A 21,179-nucleotide genomic window follows, 5' to 3' on the forward strand; every position below is an offset into this window, starting at 1 on the left:
TCTTGCATTCGTCTAAATAAATCAATATTTGTATATTTGTTTCTTAATGCAAATCCACAACATGTTGATCCTGTAATCAATAGAGTTTGTCTTTTAACTGATAAACTGTTTTAAATCTGTGAATATCAGCGACATTGCTATTTCTGTCGTTCTTATTTCGCACAAACGCAAAGATCTGTTAGTTCTAGGAGTTGAGTCATGGCCGTTTCACCTGTGTCCAAAATCAAGCTGGTTGTTGTGAGTGCCGAAGGCGTCAAATCGGTCCTCACACCCGCTGAATTTGCCCGCATGCGCTTGCTGCCTGGCATGAAAGTTGGCGTACTGGACGAAACCACAGGCCAGGCTCCCAAAGGCTTGATCACCAAAACACAGGGCAAAGACCTGCTGCTGGAGTTGCCCGAGCACGGCCTGCTGGCCAAGATCGAAGGGTTTGAGCAGATCAGTGACTTGAGCTTTGTGCAAGACATCCAGGCCCTGACTGCGGTGCATTACGACAGCGTGGCTTACGCACAAGCCGCGTCGCCTACACCTGTGGCCACCGACGCAGGCGGTGCGGTTGCAGACAAAGAGCCCACCGCGCCCGCCTCTGGCACGGCCATGGGTGGCTTCAACCTGTCCACACTGGGCCTGGTCCTGGGCGGTTTGGCCCTGGCCGGCGGTGGCGGCGGTGGCGCTGCCGCGGCCAAGGTCATCGTGGCATCGGTGTCGGGTATCGCCATCGACGGTTATCTTTCGGGCTCCACCGTCACGCGGGCCGACGGCTCAGGCAACTCGGTGACCACAGACGCCAACGGCCGCTACACCGGTTTGACCGGCTCGGGCCCTATCAAAGTGACCGGAGGTTACCAACTGGTGGGCGGGCAACTGCTGCCGTTTGAGGGCACCTTGCTGGCCCCCGAAGGCGCCACCGTGGTGACCCCCATCACCACCCTGATTCAGGCGGCCGTGGCAGACGGCAAGACACTGGTCCAAGCCACTGCACTGATCAAAGACAAGCTCAACTTGCCCGATGGTTTCGACGTCTTGAAAGTCGATCCCATCGCCGAAGTCAACAGCACCACCGCCACACCCGAACAAAAAGCCGCTGCGCTGGATGTCTTCAAGACCGGTGTTGCCGTGGCCACGGCCTTGCAAGTTGCGGCCGACAGCAATGCGGTCGGTGGCAACACGGCGGCCGCCTTCACCTCCGCGGTGGGTAGCTTGCTGAACGCGTTGGAGGCCAGCACCTCCACAGAATCTGGCGTGCAGGTGGTGGTGAACAACCTGGCCGCGGTGGGCGTGGGTGCGTCCGATCTCGCCGCACTGCAAGACGGTTTGATCGCCATTGACGCCATCAGCGTCAGCCAAGGCGGCACTGCGGGTGTGGGCAACGTCCAAGGCAACACCTTGGTGCAAACCACCGACCAAGGGGCGGGTGTCGCAGCCACATTCACCGCCACACCCCAAGGCAACACCGTTACCTTTGGGGGCAGCGCCATTGGGGCGATCACCATTCAGGTGGCTGAAAACGGCACGGCCACATTTAGCCGTCAAGGCCAAACCGCCACAGGCAGCGTGGCGGGCCTGCTCGATGCCGTCACGTACGACGACATCCTGTCGCCCGCTGGCGCAGCCCTCAAGTTCGTGATCGCTGGCGGCACCTCAGACGACGTGCTGGCCATCAGCGCCCCCAACATGGGCAACCTGGTGCTCGAAGGCACCCTGGGCGGCGGGCAAGACAGTGTGCTCATCAAAATTGCCGATATCCCTGTCAATGCCGGGCAGGTGCGCCAACTGAGTGTCAGTACCGCCGGTTTGACAGGTCTGGAGCACTTGGCGTTTGACTTTGCCGACGTGGCCGACACCGTGGTGTTGACCAACAGCAATTTCAGCAACATCAGCACGATAGAGGTTAAAAAAGGCACGACAGACATTAGCCAAATCACCATTGCCGATGGAACCGTGTTCATCATCAACTCGGGCCTTGAGTTGACACTTGATCAATTCAAGAACAGCGAGTCGGTCATCAGTGCATCTGGTTTGGGTGAGTTGACCATTCTGTTGTCGGGTGCAACAGGCAACGATGTGGCTGCACTCAACACCTATTTGGAAGGGCTTGCCACCGGCGGTCCTTTGTTGATTGGTACTGACGTTTACGTGAAGGTTGGCAGCGCATCGGAGGTTTTGATTTCGGCCCAGTCCGGCATTTCGACAGCTGCGTTGAACAAATTGTCTGGCATCAGTTATCCAAGCATCCCAGAGCTCAGTTCGCAGATTGCAGCCAACGATGGCGACATTGCGTCCTTGGTCTCACGCACCAGCGCTCTGGAGGCTGCAGTCAACACGCTCAAGGGCACAAGTGCTGGCTCGGTGGCCAAAAGCATTGCAGATGCGATTGGTGTGCCATCCAACGATTCGGCTATACCTGCCGTAACGGCTACCGGCTTGTGGTCTCAAATTGAGACATTGGTTGGTGCTGAGTTGGATGCACTTCAGGGCCAAGTCACGACGCTGCGCAGTGACATCACTGGTGGCACGATCACCGCAACCGGTTACAACACCTTGGTGAAGATCAGCAATGCGCTGGCCAAGCTCAACGATGTGGTGAGTGTGGATGGTTCGGTGCTCAACAGCATCGCCGACGTGATTGGTACAGCGCCCTCAGGCTGGAATACATCGACAGGCACATGGTCCTCGCAAGGCACGGGCCTGAATGCTGAAGTGGCGGCTTTGATCAATGGGGCCGTGACTTTCCTGAAGGGCCAAGTCACGACGCTGCGCAGTGACATCACTGGTGGCACGATCACCGCAACCGGTTACGACACCTTGGTGGAGATCAGCAATGCGCTGGCCAAGCTCAACGATGTGGTGAGTGTGGATGGTTCGGTGCTCAACAGCATCGCCGACGTGATTGGTACAGCGCCCTCAGGCTGGAATACATCGACAGGCACATGGTCCTCGCAAGGCACGGGCCTGAATGCTGAAGTGGCGGCTTTGATCAATGGGGCCGTGACTTTCCTGAAGGGCCAAGTCACGACGCTGCGCAGTGACATCACTGGTGGCACGATCACCGCAACCGGTTACGACACCTTGGTGAAGATCAGCAATGCGCTGGCCAAGCTCAACGATGTGGTGAGTGTGGATGGTTCGGTGCTCAACAGCATCGCCGACGTGATTGGTACAGCGCCCTCCGGCTGGAATACATCGACAGGCACATGGTCCTCGCAAGGCACGGGCCTGAACGCTGAAGTGGCGGCTTTGATCAATGGGGCCGTGACTTTCCTGAAGGGCCAAGTCACGACGCTGCGCAATGATCTCACCGGTGGGGATATCACTGCTGAGACATACAAAACAATTTTGGACATCAGCAATGCGCTGGAAACGTTGAACGCCGGTCAAGGCACTGTCAATTCAGTTGCATATGGTTTGCTCCAGCAATTCAACACGCTGACCGCCAACTACCAAACGGCCATCAAAGTCGTAGCTTTGGTGCCGACACTCACCGTGTTCGGCGGTGATTTGGCCGACAGCGTTCTGGAAACCCAAGAGGACTCATTCACGGTTCGTGTCAATTTGTCCCAGGTCACGGCGGCGAATGACACTATCCAAATGTATTTGGGTACGACAGCCATTGATCACAATGGCGGTGATGCAGGTACGGCCTACACCATCTTGTCGGCAGACATCACAGCGGGCTACAAAGACTTCGTCGTTCCGCAAAACGGCTTGGGCGCATCGGGTGATAAAGCAATTTTTGCCAAAGTGACTTCGGGCTCGGTCACCAGCAACAGCAGCGCTGGTTTGTATTTCACCTATTCCCCAGACGCGGCAGGCCCCACCGCTGTCGCCACCATCTCAGACATCAGCTCAGATTCGGGTACCTCAGACAACGATTACGTCACCAACCAATCGATCCAGACTGTAACGGGCACTTTGTCTGCAGCGCTGGCTGCGGGCGAAAAAGTGCAAGTGACTGCAGATGGCAGCAATTGGTTTGACGCCACAGTGGGCGGTACCACATGGTTTGCGCCTGCCTTGCTCAGCAGTGGTTCAGGCACTCTCACAGTTCGCACGATTGACGCCGCTGGTAACGTGACCAATGGCGCTGCAACGAGAGGCTATACGCTCGATACCGCAGCACCGACAACACCCACCATCAGTGGCGGTGCCACAGTGTTGACCAATGACAACACGCCATCACTGGAGTTCACCACAGCGCCCGGCGCCTATGTGTCTGTGATCATCAGTGGCTCCGTGGTTAACCAGGGGGTCGCTAACGGTTCTGGGGTGTACACATTCACCCCCACCGCCGCGATGACAGACGGCAATTACTCTGTCACCGCCCGCGCCAGCGATGCGGCGGGCAACCTGAGTGGTTTGGCCACTGTGCAACTGTTGACCATTGATTCTGCTGCGCCCAACGCGCCAGTGATCACCAGCGCAGCCTTGTCGAACGACTCAACACCGATCATCACCGGCACAGCAGCCGTTGGCAGCACAGTGAGCGTTGTGGTTGCGGGTGCAACTTACAGCGTCACAGCCACTGACGGCACTTGGTCTGTGGATACAACGCCAACGACGGGTACGGCCGTGACCAGTGGTACATTGGCCATCAACGCCAACGGCAACAACAGTGTCAGCGTGACCGCCACAGACGCGGCCAGCAACACCAGTGCAGCTGCGACACAAACGTTGGTGATAGACACAACGTTGCCAACGGTCACCATCACCGATGACAAGTCGGCGACGACCAATGGCGAGATCACGTACACCATCACGTTCTCAGAAGCAGTCAACGGATTTACGCAGTCGGATGTGACGGTGACCAACGGCACCGTCAGACTGTTCAACAAGAGCAGCGACACTGTCTATCAGATGGTGGTGACGCCCGATGCAAATGAGGCTGGGGACATCACGGTTGACATTGCCGCAAACGTTGCTACCGATGCAGCGGGCAATAACAACACCGCGGCAACGCAAAACGTACAAGCCTTTGATACGGCAGCGCCTTCGGCGCCTGCTATCACCGACAGCCAAGGCGCTGACGATAACGCGGTTCTAACCAACGACAGCACGCCTGCGCTGGTGATTACTGCTGCTACCGGCTCGACGGTTGGCGTTTACATGAACGGCGCTTACGTGGGCAATGCGACCGAGTCTGTTACGCCAGGCACGTTCAACTTCACAAGTCCTGAACTGAACGACGGGGTTCACCACTTTACGGCCAAAGCGACCGATGTGGCCGGTAACGTGAGTGTGGCGTCGGTTGCACAAAGCTTGACGGTGGACGCGACGGCGCCTGTGTATCAAAGCTTGGAGGTGTCTGCTGCTCGTGGTGGTGTGGCGCTGATTGCGGGGTCCACCCTGAAGAATGGTGATGTGGTTACGGTGACCGCCACCTACGACGGCGTTGTTTCTGGGACGCCAACGGCGCCTAGCTTGACCATTGGGGCCGAGTCTGGCCTCGCGCTGAGCGCTGGTGTTACCAGTGGGAACACCCGCACATGGACTTACACCATCAGCGGTGCGGGCACGACAGACACGGGTGCAATTGCTGTGGTAGGAGGCACGTTCACGACCGGTATCACTGATGCGGCTGGGAATGTGGCGACAGGAGCTGTAACGGCCAGCAACAACGCGTTTGTTGCCGATACAACGGCTCCGACGGTGACCATCACCGATGACAAGTCGGCGACGACCAATGGCGAGATCACGTACACCATCACGTTCTCAGAAGCAGTCAACGGATTTACGCAGTCGGATGTGACGGTGACCAACGGCACCGTCAGACTGTTCAACAAGAGCAGCGACACTGTCTATCAGATGGTGGTGACGCCCGATGCAAATGAGGCTGGGGACATCACGGTTGACATTGCCGCAAACGTTGCTACCGATGCAGCGGGCAATAACAACACCGCGGCAACGCAAAACGTACAAGCCTTTGATACGGCAGCGCCTTCGGCGCCTGTCATCAACACCGTCGCGACCGACGACATCGTCGATGCACTAGAAAACGCACAGGGATTCACCATCACCGGTACGGGTGAAACTGGATCCACCGTGACCCTTGTTCTTTCAAGTGGCCGAACACTGACGGGTGGCAATACGGCCACAGTGGTGGATGGTGCTTGGTCATTGGCCGTAGCGGCTAACGAGGCGGGTCAGTTTTTCAAGCTGGGCGATGAGTTGATCACGGTTTACCAAACCGATGCAGTGGGCAACGTGAGTGCAGAGGCCAAGAAGTTGATCGATGTGATCACAACGGTTGTTGCGGGTGGCAATTTGTCTGGGCAGACTTACGCTGGCGTTTCCAAGTTGGAGTTGAATGCCAACTCGACGCTGCCAACAAACCAAAACGGTCTGCCTTTGACCATTGATGCTAAGGGTTACGACATCACGATCGCTGGGACCATTGACCTGACAAACACGACGATCACCAACGTCAAGAATCTCGTGATCAGCAACAACGTCACGGCCACCTTGACCGTGTCGCAGGCATCAGCTTTCAACAATGCGGGTGACATCACCCTCAACGGAAACGGCACCGTTTCTGTCACAGCCAGCGGCAACTTGACTGCTTTCGATCTGGACAAGGTCTCACTCATCATGAGTGGGGCTACCACATTGCCTGGAACCAGCGCATTACCAGACGCTATCAATGCGAACAACCACACCATCACAATTGCCGATACTGTCAATGTGTCCGGTGTCAATCTCAGCAATGTGGCCACCATTTCTGTGCTGGTCTCTGGAGATTTGACGATTGCTGCCAGCCAAGTCACGGGCAAAACTGTCAGCGGATTGGGTTCTGTTGTGGTGGCTGGTTTGCAAAGTGGTACAGACCTGACCAACGTGAATCCCACATCGGGGGTCACTGCAACTGTGACCGCTGACTTGGATGTCACTGCCAACGCCAACCTCAGCAATGTTGACTACTTCCAAGTGGCCAACACATTCACACTGACAGCAACAGCCACCCAAGTCAACGGACGGGTTGTGACCGGCGCTGGTGATGTAGAAGTGACCAACCTTGCCGCCAATACCAATTTGTCTGGCGTTAACCCGGGTGCTGGTGTCAAAGCGTTTGTGAACGACAGCATTGACGTCACAGCCAACACCAACTTGGGCAACGTTGACATCTACACCGTTGCATCAACCAAAACACTGACAGCCAATGCATCACAGGTGACTGGCAGGACCGTTGATGGCGCTGGTGCCATCAGTATCTTGGCTCTGGCAGCGAACACTGACCTCACCAATGTGAACCCCACCGCTGGAGTCAGTGCGACCGTCAGCAGCACCATAGACATCACAGCCAACACCAACCTTGGCAACATCGATAGCTACAGTGTTGACGCTAGCCGTACGCTGACAGCCAAAGCAGCTCAGATGACGGGTATGACCGCCACGGGCAGCGGCACGATTGCTGTAACAGCATTGGATGACACCGCGACAGCGAACTTGTCGCTGTTGAACACCAGCAGCGTGACTGCATCGGCCATTGTGGACAATGAGACTGTGACTTTCACGGGTAACTTTGGCAAGGCGGCCGTTAGCATCTCTGGCGTAGTCGATGTCAACAACGACATCTTCAACATTGACGGTGCCACCATGGGCACTGCAACTTTTTCGACCGGATCGGGTGTGATCCTCCAAGGCACCGCGAATAAGCTCAATGGTGTTGTTGTGACAGGCCACGGCACAGTTCAAGTGTCAGCCTTACACCTGACGCCAAGCGCCGATTTGGGCGGATTGGATACCACTTCGGTCACTGCAGCTTTCAATGGCACTGGTGAGTTCACCGGCACTCTGGATGGTGCAGTTGTTACTGTGGGTAACGGCTTTACGATGACCGCTGCCGCCAGCAAAGTGGCGGGTGAGACCATCAACAAAACAGGCTCGGGTGCTCTGGCAGTGACGGTTGCCGGTACAGATGCGGCAATCAACCTGACCACCATTGGTGGTTCGGCGCTTTCAAGCGTTACTGTCACGGAATCCCTAACCTTTACCGGCACGCTGGACGACGCAGTCGCTACGACTGTTGCTAACGGAGTGGTGCTCACAACTGCCGCATCCAAGGTCACGGGTAAGAGTGTGGTGGGTTTGGGAGGCGCAGTCATCACCGGACTCACGTCCACCAGCGACTTGGCTGGCGTAGTGCCAGACGCCGGCGTTACCATCGACTTGGCTAACGCATCGGTCAGTATGACTGCTGGTGGAAAAATTGGGGTAGAAACCCTGAATGTCATCAGCACAGGGGGGGCTGGTTCACTGGACTTGACCGCCATCACATCAGGTGACATGGACGCCACCAGTCTGACCGCTCAGGACGGTGTGACCGTGGTCGTAACCGCAACCCAAGTGGGCAGCGCACTGTCCATGGCGACGTCCGGCAGTGCCAATACCAGTAAATTTGTAATCGTTGCGGAAAATGGTAACAACATCAGCGCTGGTGGGCTGAATGTGGTTGTGCCTACGCGGTATGACCTGACCCTAGCGAACAACGCATCTGTGACGATGAGCGTGGCCCAGCACAATGGAGCGGGGGCGATTGCGGCTGCAGGTACCGCTGACCAGATCACGTTCAGTGATGCTGGCACGGTAACGGGTAAGGCTGCTGTTGAGGGATACGTCTTGGCAGCGGGCAATGACACCTTCACGCTGGGCGCTGCGGATCAGAACGTTGACACGGGCGCTGGCACGAACGAGATCATTACGGGTGCTGTTGATGATGTGAACGGCACGTTGGGTGGTACGGGCACAGACACATTGACGCTGGACGATGGTGACAACATTGCTGATGCAACCGTGACGGCGGTGGAGAACGCGACGGTTGTTGGTTCGGTGACGATGACGCTGTTGCAACACAATGCGCTGGCGATCAGTGCTGCAGGTTTCAACGACACGGTGACGCTGACGACGGCCGGTACAGCCACGGGTGATGCTGACATCCAGAGCTACGTCTTGGCAGCGGGCAATGACACCTTCACGCTGGGCGCTGCGGATCAGAACGTTGACACGGGCGCTGGCACGAACGAGATCATTACGGGTGCTGTTGATGATGTGAACGGCACGTTGGGTGGTACGGGCACAGACACATTGACGCTGGACGATGGTGACAACATTGCTGATGCAACCGTGACGGCGGTGGAGAACGCGACGGTTGTTGGTTCGGTGACGATGACGCTGTTGCAACACAATGCGCTGGCGATCAGTGCTGCAGGTTTCAACGACACGGTGACGCTGACGACGGCCGGTACAGCCACGGGTGATGCTGACATCCAGAGCTACGTCTTGGCAGCGGGCAATGACACCTTCACGCTGGGCGCTGCGGATCAGAACGTTGACACGGGCGCTGGCACGAACGAGATCATTACGGGTGCTGTTGATGATGTGAACGGCACGTTGGGTGGTACGGGCACAGACACATTGACGCTGGACGATGGTGACAACATTGCTGATGCAACCGTGACGGCGGTGGAGAACGCGACGGTTGTTGGTTCGGTGACGATGACGCTGTTGCAACACAATGCGCTGGCGATCAGTGCTGCAGGTTTCAACGACACGGTGACGCTGACGACGGCCGGTACAGCCACGGGTGATGCTGACATCCAGAGCTACGTCTTGGCAGCGGGCAATGACACCTTCACGCTGGGCGCTGCGGATCAGAACGTTGACACGGGCGCTGGCACGAACGAGATCATTACGGGTGCTGTTGATGATGTGAACGGCACGTTGGGTGGTACGGGCACAGACACATTGACGCTGGACGATGGTGACAACATTGCTGATGCAACCGTGACGGCGGTGGAGAACGCGACGGTTGTTGGTTCGGTGACGATGACGCTGTTGCAACACAATGCGCTGGCGATCAGTGCTGCAGGTTTCAACGACACGGTGACGCTGACGACGGCCGGTACAGCCACGGGTGATGCTGACATCCAGAGCTACGTCTTGGCAGCGGGCAATGACACCTTCACGCTGGGCGCTGCGGATCAGAACGTTGACACGGGCGCTGGCACGAACGAGATCATTACGGGTGCTGTTGATGATGTGAACGGCACGTTGGGTGGTACGGGCACAGACACATTGACGCTGGACGATGGTGACAACATTGCTGATGCAACCGTGACGGCGGTGGAGAACGCGACGGTTGTTGGTTCGGTGACGATGACGCTGTTGCAACACAATGCGCTGGCGATCAGTGCTGCAGGTTTCAACGACACGGTGACGCTGACGACGGCCGGTACAGCCACGGGTGATGCTGACATCCAGAGCTACGTCTTGGCAGCGGGCAATGACACCTTCACGCTGGGCGCTGCGGATCAGAACGTTGACACGGGCGCTGGCACGAACGAGATCATTACGGGTGCTGTTGATGATGTGAACGGCACGTTGGGTGGTACGGGCACAGACACATTGACGCTGGACGATGGTGACAACATTGCTGATGCAACCGTGACGGCGGTGGAGAACGCGACGGTTGTTGGTTCGGTGACGATGACGCTGTTGCAACACAATGCGCTGGCGATCAGTGCTGCAGGTTTCAACGACACGGTGACGCTGACGACGGCCGGTACAGCCACGGGTGATGCTGACATCCAGAGCTACGTCTTGGCAGCGGGCAATGACACCTTCACGCTGGGCGCTGCGGATCAGAACGTTGACACGGGCGCTGGCACGAACGAGATCATTACGGGTGCTGTTGATGATGTGAACGGCACGTTGGGTGGTACGGGCACAGACACATTGACGCTGGACGATGGTGACAACATTGCTGATGCAACCGTGACGGCGGTGGAGAACGCGACGGTTGTTGGTTCGGTGACGATGACGCTGTTGCAACACAATGCGCTGGCGATCAGTGCTGCAGGTTTCAACGACACGGTGACGCTGACGACGGCCGGTACAGCCACGGGTGATGCTGACATCCAGAGCTACGTCTTGGCAGCGGGCAATGACACCTTCACGCTGGGCGCTGCGGATCAGAACGTTGACACGGGCGCTGGCACGAACGAGATCATTACGGGTGCTGTTGATGATGTGAACGGCACGTTGGGTGGTACGGGCACAGACACATTGACGCTGGACGATGGTGACAACATTGCTGATGCAACCGTGACGGCGGTGGAGAACGCGACGGTTGTTGGTTCGGTGACGATGACGCTGTTGCAACACAATGCGCTGGCGATCAGTGCTGCAGGTTTCAACGACACGGTGACGCTGACGACGGCCGGTACAGCCACGGGTGATGCTGACATCCAGAGCTACGTCTTGGCAGCGGGCAATGACACCTTCACGCTGGGCGCTGCGGATCAGAACGTTGACACGGGCGCTGGCACGAACGAGATCATTACGGGTGCTGTTGATGATGTGAACGGCACGTTGGGTGGTACGGGCACAGACACATTGACGCTGGACGATGGTGACAACATTGCTGATGCAACCGTGACGGCGGTGGAGAACGCGACGGTTGTTGGTTCGGTGACGATGACGCTGTTGCAACACAATGCGCTGGCGATCAGTGCTGCAGGTTTCAACGACACGGTGACGCTGACGACGGCCGGTACAGCCACGGGTGATGCTGACATCCAGAGCTACGTCTTGGCAGCGGGCAATGACACCTTCACGCTGGGCGCTGCGGATCAGAACGTTGACACGGGCGCTGGCACGAACGAGATCATTACGGGTGCTGTTGATGATGTGAACGGCACGTTGGGTGGTACGGGCACAGACACATTGACGCTGGACGATGGTGACAACATTGCTGATGCAACCGTGACGGCGGTGGAGAACGCGACGGTTGTTGGTTCGGTGACGATGACGCTGTTGCAACACAATGCGCTGGCGATCAGTGCTGCAGGTTTCAACGACACGGTGACGCTGACGACGGCCGGTACAGCCACGGGTGATGCTGACATCCAGAGCTACGTCTTGGCAGCGGGCAATGACACCTTCACGCTGGGCGCTGCGGATCAGAACGTTGACACGGGCGCTGGCACGAACGAGATCATTACGGGTGCTGTTGATGATGTGAACGGCACGTTGGGTGGTACGGGCACAGACACATTGACGCTGGACGATGGTGACAACATTGCTGATGCAACCGTGACGGCGGTGGAGAACGCGACGGTTGTTGGTTCGGTGACGATGACGCTGTTGCAACACAATGCGCTGGCGATCAGTGCTGCAGGTTTCAACGACACGGTGACGCTGACGACGGCCGGTACAGCCACGGGTGATGCTGACATCCAGAGCTACGTCTTGGCAGCGGGCAATGACACCTTCACGCTGGGCGCTGCGGATCAGAACGTTGACACGGGCGCTGGCACGAACGAGATCATTACGGGTGCTGTTGATGATGTGAACGGCACGTTGGGTGGTACGGGCACAGACACATTGACGCTGGACGATGGTGACAACATTGCTGATGCAACCGTGACGGCGGTGGAGAACGCGACGGTTGTTGGTTCGGTGACGATGACGCTGTTGCAACACAATGCGCTGGCGATCAGTGCTGCAGGTTTCAACGACACGGTGACGCTGACGACGGCCGGTACAGCCACGGGTGATGCTGACATCCAGAGCTACGTCTTGGCAGCGGGCAGCAATACTTTCACCCTGGGCGCATCGGGTCAAAACGTGACTGGTGGCACGGGTGCTGACACCATCAACACAGGCGCCCTCACCACAATTTCCGGCGATCTGAATGGCGGATCCGGTACAAGTGACAAGTTGGTTGTGGCGAATGACGTTGATGCGCTCAACGCTGCGTTCAGCAATATTGAAACCATTGAAATTGCCAACGCTAAGACCTTAGTGGTCAATGTGAACAATGTGACAGGTTTGGCTGTTGTCAACTCCGTTGGAGGTGATGGAACTCTGTCTATTGCAGGCTGGGGTTTCGGTACTAACGTTGACCTAAGCCGCGTGACAACAACGGGTTTGAAGTTTGACGGTAATACAAACCGAGATGTGGAACTCGCGGATGGCACCACCTTTACCATGCGGCAGGCTCACCTTGCTTCAATGAATTCAATTTCAGACGATGGTGCTGGTGGTGCGAGTGTGGTGTTGACTGAGGTGGATGGTACGGTTGACTTGTCGGAAATTGATGTCCTGGGCAGCGTGACTGCACGCCTTGTGGATGCCGATGTGAATTTGACAACTCGTGGCTCGACACTGGATGACGTTACCGCATATTTGGTGCAGGATGCACGTACATTGACCTTGACGGCTGCTCAGGCAACGGGAAGAACCATCACGGCTGAGGCTGGTGTAACTGGTGCGGGTGGTTCGATCACTGTCACCAGCTTGGTTGATGGCACAGCGTACAGTTTTGCAAACATTGCTGCAGGCGCTATTGGCGCAGGAACTGCAGCCGGCAGTTTTGAGGTCAGTGTCGCAACAACTCAGGCCTTGCACGCAGGCACCAATCTGGGCGCAGCAACGGTCAGTCTCACAAGCAATGCAGCATTGACCATGACCGCATCACAGGCAAATAGCCGGGCGATCACGGGTGCAGGTACGGTGGTGTTGAATGGTGGTTTGACCGGTCCGATCACCACCAATTTGTCAGCCATTAACACCAATGGCATCAGCTTGGTGCTCAACGGGGATGTTGTCTTCAATGGCACGTTCAGCACGTCAGATCCACTGACCGTGAACACCGACACAACTGCTCGCAGCATCAATATCTCTGGCGCAACGGGTCTGCCTACGGGGTTCAGCCTAGACAACGACGTGACGATGACTTTGACCAACACCCAGGCCAACGCTTTGGCCGTTGCGGGGACAGGTCAGGTGGTTGTGACGGGTGTCTCTGGCACCGTCAGTACTGATTACAGCGGTATCGATGTGGCAACGAAGATCATGCTGACGGGTGCGACCACATTCACCGGAACGTTTGATTCCGCTTCCACATTGACGGTGGATGGTGCTTACCAGTTAGACATCAGCGGTGCGGGTTCGGCCAACCATCCGGGTGCTGTGGTGCTGGCCAACAACGCAGTGTTGAAAATGACAGCGGCACAAGCCGATGCTTTGGGCGTGACTGGCACAGGCTCTGTGTTGATCACCGATCTGCAGGCATCGCCTGCGGTCAACCTCAGCGGTGTGAATCCATCTGGTTCTGTGGATGCAGCAGTTGGTTTAGTCAACCAGGCGGTGAACTTCACAGGAAACTTGGGCAAAGCTACAGTTACCATCAGTGGTACTTCAGGTGGTGGTGACGATATCTTTAATGTGGACAGTGCCACGATGGGCACGGCGACTTTCAGCGTAGGAGCCAACGCGATCTTGCAAGGTACTGCAGCGAAACTCACCGGCAAGACGGCCACGGGTGTTGGCACGGTCACTGTTTCTGGGTTGGAAAGTACCGATAACGCAGACCTCTCTGGGTTGCAAACCACCACGGTCAATGCAACGCTTGCTTTTGCCACGGTTGCTGCGTCGAGCACCACAGAAACCTTTACCGGCAACTTCGGTAAAGCAGCTGTCAAGTTGTTGGGTGAGTACAGCCAAACGAACATTGTCAACATCACCGGTGCCACGGTCGGTACAGCATCTTTTGCTTTCGGTACTGGTGTCGCTAACGCAATGACCAATGTCGAACTGCGTGCCAATGCTGCGCAACTGGATGGCCGTGTGGCAACGGGCAGTGGTGGTGCTGCGCTCACAGTTTATGCGCTTCAAGCAGCTTCCAACACAGTTGACCTGAGTGGTATGAATGTCTATACCACCAACTATTACTATGGTGGCCTTGCCGATAGCACGGTGAATTTTGCTGGTAAGTTGGGATACGGTACCTTGCTGCTGCAAGGTGGTACGGCCGGAGGGGCTGATGCTGTTTTCAACATTGACAGCGCGACATTGGCCGCTTCGACCGAGTTCAATGTGGGCAGTGACATTGTCTTGCAAGGCTCAGCGGCCAAGCTGACAGGTAAGACTGCCACAGGTTCTGGCAAGGTTGCCATTACGTCTCTGCATGCAACATTGAGTGCAGACTTGTCTGGGATTGATGCCACAACCACCACTGCAGCATTCGATGGAACTGGTGTATTCACTGGCACGCTCGATGGTGCTGTCGTGACTGTGGGCGATGGTTTCACGATGACGGCGGCAGCAAGCAAAGTAGCTGGTGAAACTGTCAACAAAGTAAGCACTGGGAAACTGGCCGTCACCATCGATGGGTCTGATGCAGCGGCAATATTGACAAACATCGCTGGAAACGCGTTTGACAGTGTGACGGTGACCGGCGACGTGACGTTCACAGGCGCGTTGGATGACGCCCTTGCCACGGCTGTCAACACGGGGGTGACTTTTACCTCTGCTGCGAGTGTGGTGACGGGCAAGACCCTGACTGGGGTGGGTTCTGTGGTGGTCACTGGATTGGCCAATGCCACGAATTTGGCCAACTTGAACTCGACGTTGAATGTGACGGCGGTGGTGACTGCTGATACCGACATTTCAGCCAACATCAACCTTGGCACCGTCGACGCTTACCAAATTGTTGAAAACGTCACCTTGACCATGACTTCAGCTCAAGCCACAGGCAAAACGGTGACTGCATTGGGTAGTTTGGTTCTGACAGATACAACGATTGCTGCGTCGCTGCTCAATACCCTGGACACCAGCGTCGCGGGCTTGATCAACGCATCCAACGCATCGGCGATCAACGGAACATCAGCGGCCATCAAGACAGCCATTGATGCCAGCGATGCACAGTTGCAGTTGGGTACCAACTTCAGTAGCACCGTGACCGGTGCGGCCCTGGCTTCAGAATTGCTGGCCATTGCTGCTGCCAATGGAACGGGCACTGTCAACGTGGCCAATGCGACTTCAATCACGGGTACTGCTGCTGAGTTGGTGTCCGTCATCAACAACAGCGCGGAATTTGCGATCAATGGTTCGGTGAACTTGATTGCCAGTGGCAGCGCCGACATTTCTCAGGCTGGAACCATTTACAACGCGATCAACTCAGGGACTAAGACTTTTGCCATTGCTGACAACTTCAGTGCGGTGCAATCCGGTAACGCAACCGTGTTGGCTGCGGCCACTTCGGTGACCGCCAACGGGACGAACACGCCCAACACCATTGACATGTCTGCGTTCACCACTTTGCAAAGCCTGATCATTGACGGTAAAGAAGACAATGACACTTTGTATGGTTCTCCAAACGCAGACGTGCTGTATGGCGGTGAAGGCGCTGACACGCTTCGCGGTGGTAACGGTGGAGATACGTTGTGGGGTGGTGATGGCACGAATGCAGACACAGAATCGGATATTTTCCAATTCTCCAGCATTGGTCAGACCGCAACCACCACAGCCTCTTATTCTGGCAACAACACGACCTTCAGCATTCCCGGCTCTGGCATGGATGTCTTGAGGGGCGACATCAGCGATATCGTTGACTTGATCGGTACGAGCGGCTGGACTGCGGTCACCAACGTTGCAGTACAAACCAACGGTGCGATTGACAAATCTGTCTTTGCAACTTCTGGCAGAGATGCCGTGGTGTTCAAGGATGGCGCTAACTACTATGTGGCTTTTGAAACTGCCAACGGCACTGCAGGTACATTTGGCAACCTTGAAATTGCCAAGTTGGTGGGCATCGTGGACGACACCAATCAGTTCTCTGTGGCCGCTAACAGCAGTTTGACGTTCATCGTCTAACCCACCCCACCCCACCCCCCAACCCCACACCCGCCTCTCACAAGGACGCGGGTGTTTTTTTAAGGTCAGCCCTCGCCGTGGGCATGGGCGTTTGGGTTGCCAATTTTCAGATGGAGTGCAGTGGAATGAAAACATCAACCATGAACGGGGTCGCTCAAGGTGTGCTGTGTTTGCTGGCCGGCTTGTCTGGCGCAGCGCAGGCGCAGACCGTTTGGACGGGCCCTTATGGGGGCGTGGGTTTGGGCGCTGGCCGTGCCAAGTCCAGCGCATCAGCCGCATTGGGTCATGATGGGCAAACACCGGCGCTGGGTTGGACGGCCAACCGGTTTCGGGGGGATGTGTACAACGCGGTCAACTCGATGCAAGCCGTGGACTACGGCCCTCCCATGGGGATGACGCCGACCGTGGTGTCGTTTGGCCCGTCTTCTGAGTGGGCAACTCAATGGGGCGCAGCCAGCAGTGGCGAGGTGGCCCAAGTTTTTGGTGGTGTGAACTGGCAGGCTGCTAATTGGGTGTATGGCGTTGAGGCGCGCTCAAGCTTTGGCAACTTTGGTGCCGGTGCAGTGCAGGACCATGCGTTTGCCGCGACCAAGGTGGGCAGTTTCACGGATTACGAAGGCGCAGCCGTCACCTTGACCAACTACGGCAATGCCTTGTCGGGTGTGGGTTTCAGCGAGTCGATGGACGACTGGCAGGGGGTTGCCTATTCGATGCCATTCACGCAGACGGGGCGTCTGGCCAGTCAGGTGAAGTTGGATGGGGTGAACGCCGCTTTGGCACGCGTGGGGTATGCCCAAGACCAGTGGTTGTTGTATGCCGTGGGGGGCGTGGCCCATGCCCGCGTGAAGTTGAGCACCCAAGCTGAGATCACAGAAACGGTCACAGGTGGCACGGTCACGGGCCGGTACATGAACACGGTGCAGGTCGGTGGTTCCAAAACCTATTCGTTTGCCGGCAGCCAATCGCGCGACCGTTTGGGGCCTGCTTGGGGGCTGGGCCTTCAATGGCAGATGGAAAATGGTCTGCAGCTCAGGCTGGAGGCGCTGCGTCAGGACTTTGGTTCGGCCAGTGTGACGGGGGTGTCATCGCAAACGCAGGCCACTTACAGCATCCGTCAGCGCATCTTGATCGACCAGCTCACACTGGCGGTGGTCAAGCGTTTCTGAGCTGCCAGGTGTTGGGCTGATCTCGATGTGGATGACGCCAGCTTTGCTGCAAGGTTTGTCGGAGACAGGCTTCAGCGCGCAACCGCTGTCGGTGTTGCAGGATGAGCAGACCCGCGAGCTGGGGGTGATCAGTTCGCTGGCCATGTTGGAGGGGGCACCCGTGGCGACGCGACGCGCGTGGCAAACGGCGCAGCTCCACAATTTGATCGGGTTTGCCCGGCAGTACTCGCCGTTTTGGCGCGCCAGATTGCCCGCAGGCCAACCCGAGGCAGACGGGCTGTCTCAGTGGCCTGTGTTGACGCGTGAACAGTTGGTGCACCAGGTTCAGGCGGAGGGGCCATTGAGCCGGCATGTGCCGCAGCTGGCTTCGAGCCTAGGGCAGACGTATGCGTCGTCGGGCTCGACCGGGGTGCCGGTTCAGACGTTTTCATTGACACAAAACGCCCGCTTCAACGAGCTGCGCAGCCTGGCGCAATATGTGATGGAAGGGCGGCGGCTGGATTTGAACCGCACCTTCATCAAGCCTGCGGGTGGGCAACAGATTGCCGATGGCCAGCGTGTGCGGGTAGAGATCCAGCCATCGTGGTTGGGCAGTTTGGGTGGGCTGTTTGCTGCGGGGCACTACAAGACGGTCCATGCCGATTTTGATGCGGCGGCCATTGCGCGGGAATTGCGCTTGCATCCGGTGGGCTATTTGGCTTGCTTGGGCGCGCACATGGAAGCGCTGGTTCAGTGCTTGGGTGACGACATCGCCCAGTTGGGCATTCACATGTGGTTGCACCACTCGGATGACCGCAACCCTGAATTGGTGGCCTTTTTGCGTGACCGGGGCGTGGTGACGCGATCCAGTTATTCCTGTGCCGAGCTGGGGCCCATCGCCACCGAGTGCCCGGTGTGTCCTGGCCAATACCATGTGGTTCACAGCAACGTGTTGGTGCAGGGGGGCGAGACCATGGCCGTGTCGGGTCTGGAGGGGGGCGTGTTGGAGCTTCGCCATTTGCTGGTCACGCATTTGCATTCCTACGCAACCCCCTTGATTCGTTACGAGGTGGGTGACAGCGCGGTGATCAGCGAGCGATGTGCCTGTGGTCACGAGGGCACGACTTTGTCGCACATCCACGGGCGCAGAAAAAACTTTGTGCGCGCGCGCGATGGCGCATGGGTGTATTTGCCAATTTTTTCCAAACCGATGAGTGATTTGGCGCCGTTCAAAGAGTTCTTTTTTGAGCAGTTGGAGCCTGGCCGGGTGTTGCTGTGGTGGGTGCCCGTAGGTGAGCTTTCGGCGCATGCGCGGAGCAGCTTGGTGGCTTATTTGCGTGGGGTGTCGAGAGCCGATCTCGACTTTGAAATTCGGCTGACCGATCACATCGACTGGCACCACAACCCCAAGCGGGTGCCGTTCATTTGCAGGCTTTAAGGCGAGATGGCGGAACAGGTGGTCAGGGGCTGGAGGTATTGGACAATGAGGTGCCGTTCATGTACCTGACCGATGGAACAGGATGGCGGGGTTCGAACTCCCGTGGGCTTTGAGGATGTGGGTGCAATGCAGGACAAGGACATGATGGATCAGAGTTGCGGGCGTTGTGCCAACGTGATGGTGTCAGAGACCTCGGGCACCGGCTTGCGCTGCGGCTGGCCTTATTACAAGCTCTCGCCCAAGGCCCGCAAGATGCCAAGGCTCGATGTGTTTGAGCCGGTAGAGGCCACGGCTTGTTGTGACAACCACAGGGAGCCTGGCCCACAGGGCTTGCTGTTTGCGACGAGTGCCGATGGCCTGTTCATGGCCGCTGGCAGGCTCGGATGATGGGTGGCTGTTTTGAAAGGACGCTGTATGTCACGTTTTTGGGCGCTGTTCTTGGTTTTGTTGTCGGCTTGTGGGGGCGGTGGCGGGTCTGCACCCGGGTCCGGTGCGGTGGGGATTTTGGGGGCCGCCACCTTGGCTGGCACGTTCAGTTATTACCGCGATGGCAGTGTGAACAATCCCGTCAGTTACCTGTACGCGCAGGATGTGGATGGTGATGGGCTGGATGAGGTGTTCATGGTGGCCTTTGAGACGCAACCCAACAGGCCAGAAGACTACAGCCCCACCGGGGTGCGCATTTGGGGTTGGCAGGCGGGGGTGTTCAGAGACCTGACTGCGCAGTGGTTGCCCGCAGGCCAAGACCAGGTGGGCGGCGTGGGCGATGTGGCCTTTGGCGACTTTGATGGCGATGGTCGCACCGATGTGTTTTTGTCGGCCTACACCGACATGGAGCACCCGGTGCAGGCCTATGCCTTGATGAACCGGGGTGGCCGCTTTGACCGTGTGGCGCTGGGGCCGCAGACGTGGCAGCACGCGGTGGCGGCAGCCGATGTCAATGGCGATGGTTTCACCGATGTGTTGGTGGCGGGGTACTCTAATTTCCCGCAGTACATGGGCTCGGCCACAGGCTTGGTGCCTTACCAGGGCATGGTGGGCAGTTCGGGTCTGGCGTTGGGTGACTTTTTGGGCAATGGCCAGGTGCAGGCGGTGATGGTGGACACGGAGGCGGGGCCGAACGATACAGGGCTGTACAGCCTGAACGTGAATGCCAGCAACGCCTCATTGGGGTTCACGCGCGTGGCCATTTTGCCCGCTCCCCGTTTGACGGCACTGGAGGACGCCACCCGCTCCAGCCACGACATTCGCGCGCGCAGTGTGGACTTTGATGCGGACGGTTTGCTCGATGTGGTGGTGTTCAGTTATTTGTCGCTCAACGCAGGGCATGACGCCGAATCTGCCCGCCGTGGTGAGATCCAGTTCTTGCGCAACAAGGGCAGTGGTGTGTTCGAAGATGTGACCGATACCGTGCGCGTGGGGTTCGACACTTCGGGCTATGTGGGTTACCAGCCGGTGTTCAGGGATTTCAACGGCGATGGTCGTGTGGACCTGTTTTCGAGTCAGCCGGATTTTTTTGCGAGTGGGCGACACAAGTCCACCACCTTGCTGATGCAGCAGGCGAACAAAACGTTCCGCGACACCGCCCGGTCTGACTTTGCGGCAGTGATCGCGTCCGCGGGTGGGCAGGGCGTGATGGCCAAAGGGCCGGCAGGCCGCTGGTTTTTGGTCAAAGAGGGGGCCTGGGAGCGCGACGGCCTGACACGGGTGTGGATCCATCCGGTCACGGGCTTGTAGCCGCAGGCCCGTCCAGCGCAGGGCTTGTGCCGATGTCGAATGCGGGGTGATGCCTGCTGAGCCGGTTGAACACGCTGGTAAGGGGTAAGTGGCAAGAGGCGAGAGGCGAGAGGCGAGAGGCGAGAGGCGAGAGGCGAGAGGCGAGGGGCGAGGGGCGAGGGGCGAGGGGCGAGGGGCGAGGGGCAAGGTAGGCCATCACCTCCAAA

Annotated in this window: 5 protein-coding genes; all 5 read left to right on the forward strand. The window is 57.5% G+C overall.

The genetic code is table 11. The features are described from left to right. The first annotated feature begins 198 nt into the window (after positions 1-198). A complete protein-coding gene (locus tag ACHEXK_RS01110; RefSeq protein WP_416547415.1) occupies positions 199-16,653 on the forward strand; it encodes a hypothetical protein in 16,455 nt (5,484 codons plus the stop codon). Between the two features lie 140 nt (positions 16,654-16,793). Next, the gene (locus ACHEXK_RS01115) at positions 16,794-17,819 is read left to right on the forward strand and encodes an outer membrane protein (RefSeq protein ID WP_416547416.1); all 1,026 of its coding nucleotides are present in this window, start codon (positions 16,794-16,796) and stop codon (positions 17,817-17,819) included. A 31-nt stretch (positions 17,820-17,850) separates the two neighbouring features. Then, entirely contained in the window at positions 17,851-19,236 is a 1,386-nt protein-coding gene (locus tag ACHEXK_RS01120) for a hypothetical protein (protein ID WP_416547417.1), read from the forward strand. Between the two features lie 141 nt (positions 19,237-19,377). Next, complete coding sequence (locus ACHEXK_RS01125) at positions 19,378-19,623, forward strand: hypothetical protein (RefSeq protein ID WP_416547418.1); 246 nt, start codon at positions 19,378-19,380, stop codon at positions 19,621-19,623. 27 nt (positions 19,624-19,650) lie between these two features. Continuing rightward, complete coding sequence (locus tag ACHEXK_RS01130) at positions 19,651-20,973, forward strand: FG-GAP repeat domain-containing protein (RefSeq protein ID WP_416547419.1); 1,323 nt, start codon at positions 19,651-19,653, stop codon at positions 20,971-20,973. Positions 20,974-21,179: the final 206 nt, after the last annotated feature.

Source organism: Limnohabitans sp. DCL3 (assembly GCF_048019295.1).
Classification (GTDB): Bacteria; Pseudomonadota; Gammaproteobacteria; order Burkholderiales; family Burkholderiaceae_C; genus Limnohabitans_A.

What these genes read in the sequence shown, in the direction of transcription:
- ACHEXK_RS01115 (WP_416547416.1), top strand. Translation starts at nt 16,794, where the DNA reads ATGAACGGGGTCGCTCAAGGTGTGCTGTGTTTGCTGGCCGGCTTGTCT.
- ACHEXK_RS01125 (WP_416547418.1), top strand. Translation starts at nt 19,378, where the DNA reads ATGATGGATCAGAGTTGCGGGCGTTGTGCCAACGTGATGGTGTCAGAG.
- ACHEXK_RS01110 (WP_416547415.1), top strand. Translation starts at nt 199, where the DNA reads ATGGCCGTTTCACCTGTGTCCAAAATCAAGCTGGTTGTTGTGAGTGCC.
- ACHEXK_RS01130 (WP_416547419.1), top strand. Translation starts at nt 19,651, where the DNA reads ATGTCACGTTTTTGGGCGCTGTTCTTGGTTTTGTTGTCGGCTTGTGGG.
- ACHEXK_RS01120 (WP_416547417.1), top strand. Translation starts at nt 17,851, where the DNA reads ATGACGCCAGCTTTGCTGCAAGGTTTGTCGGAGACAGGCTTCAGCGCG.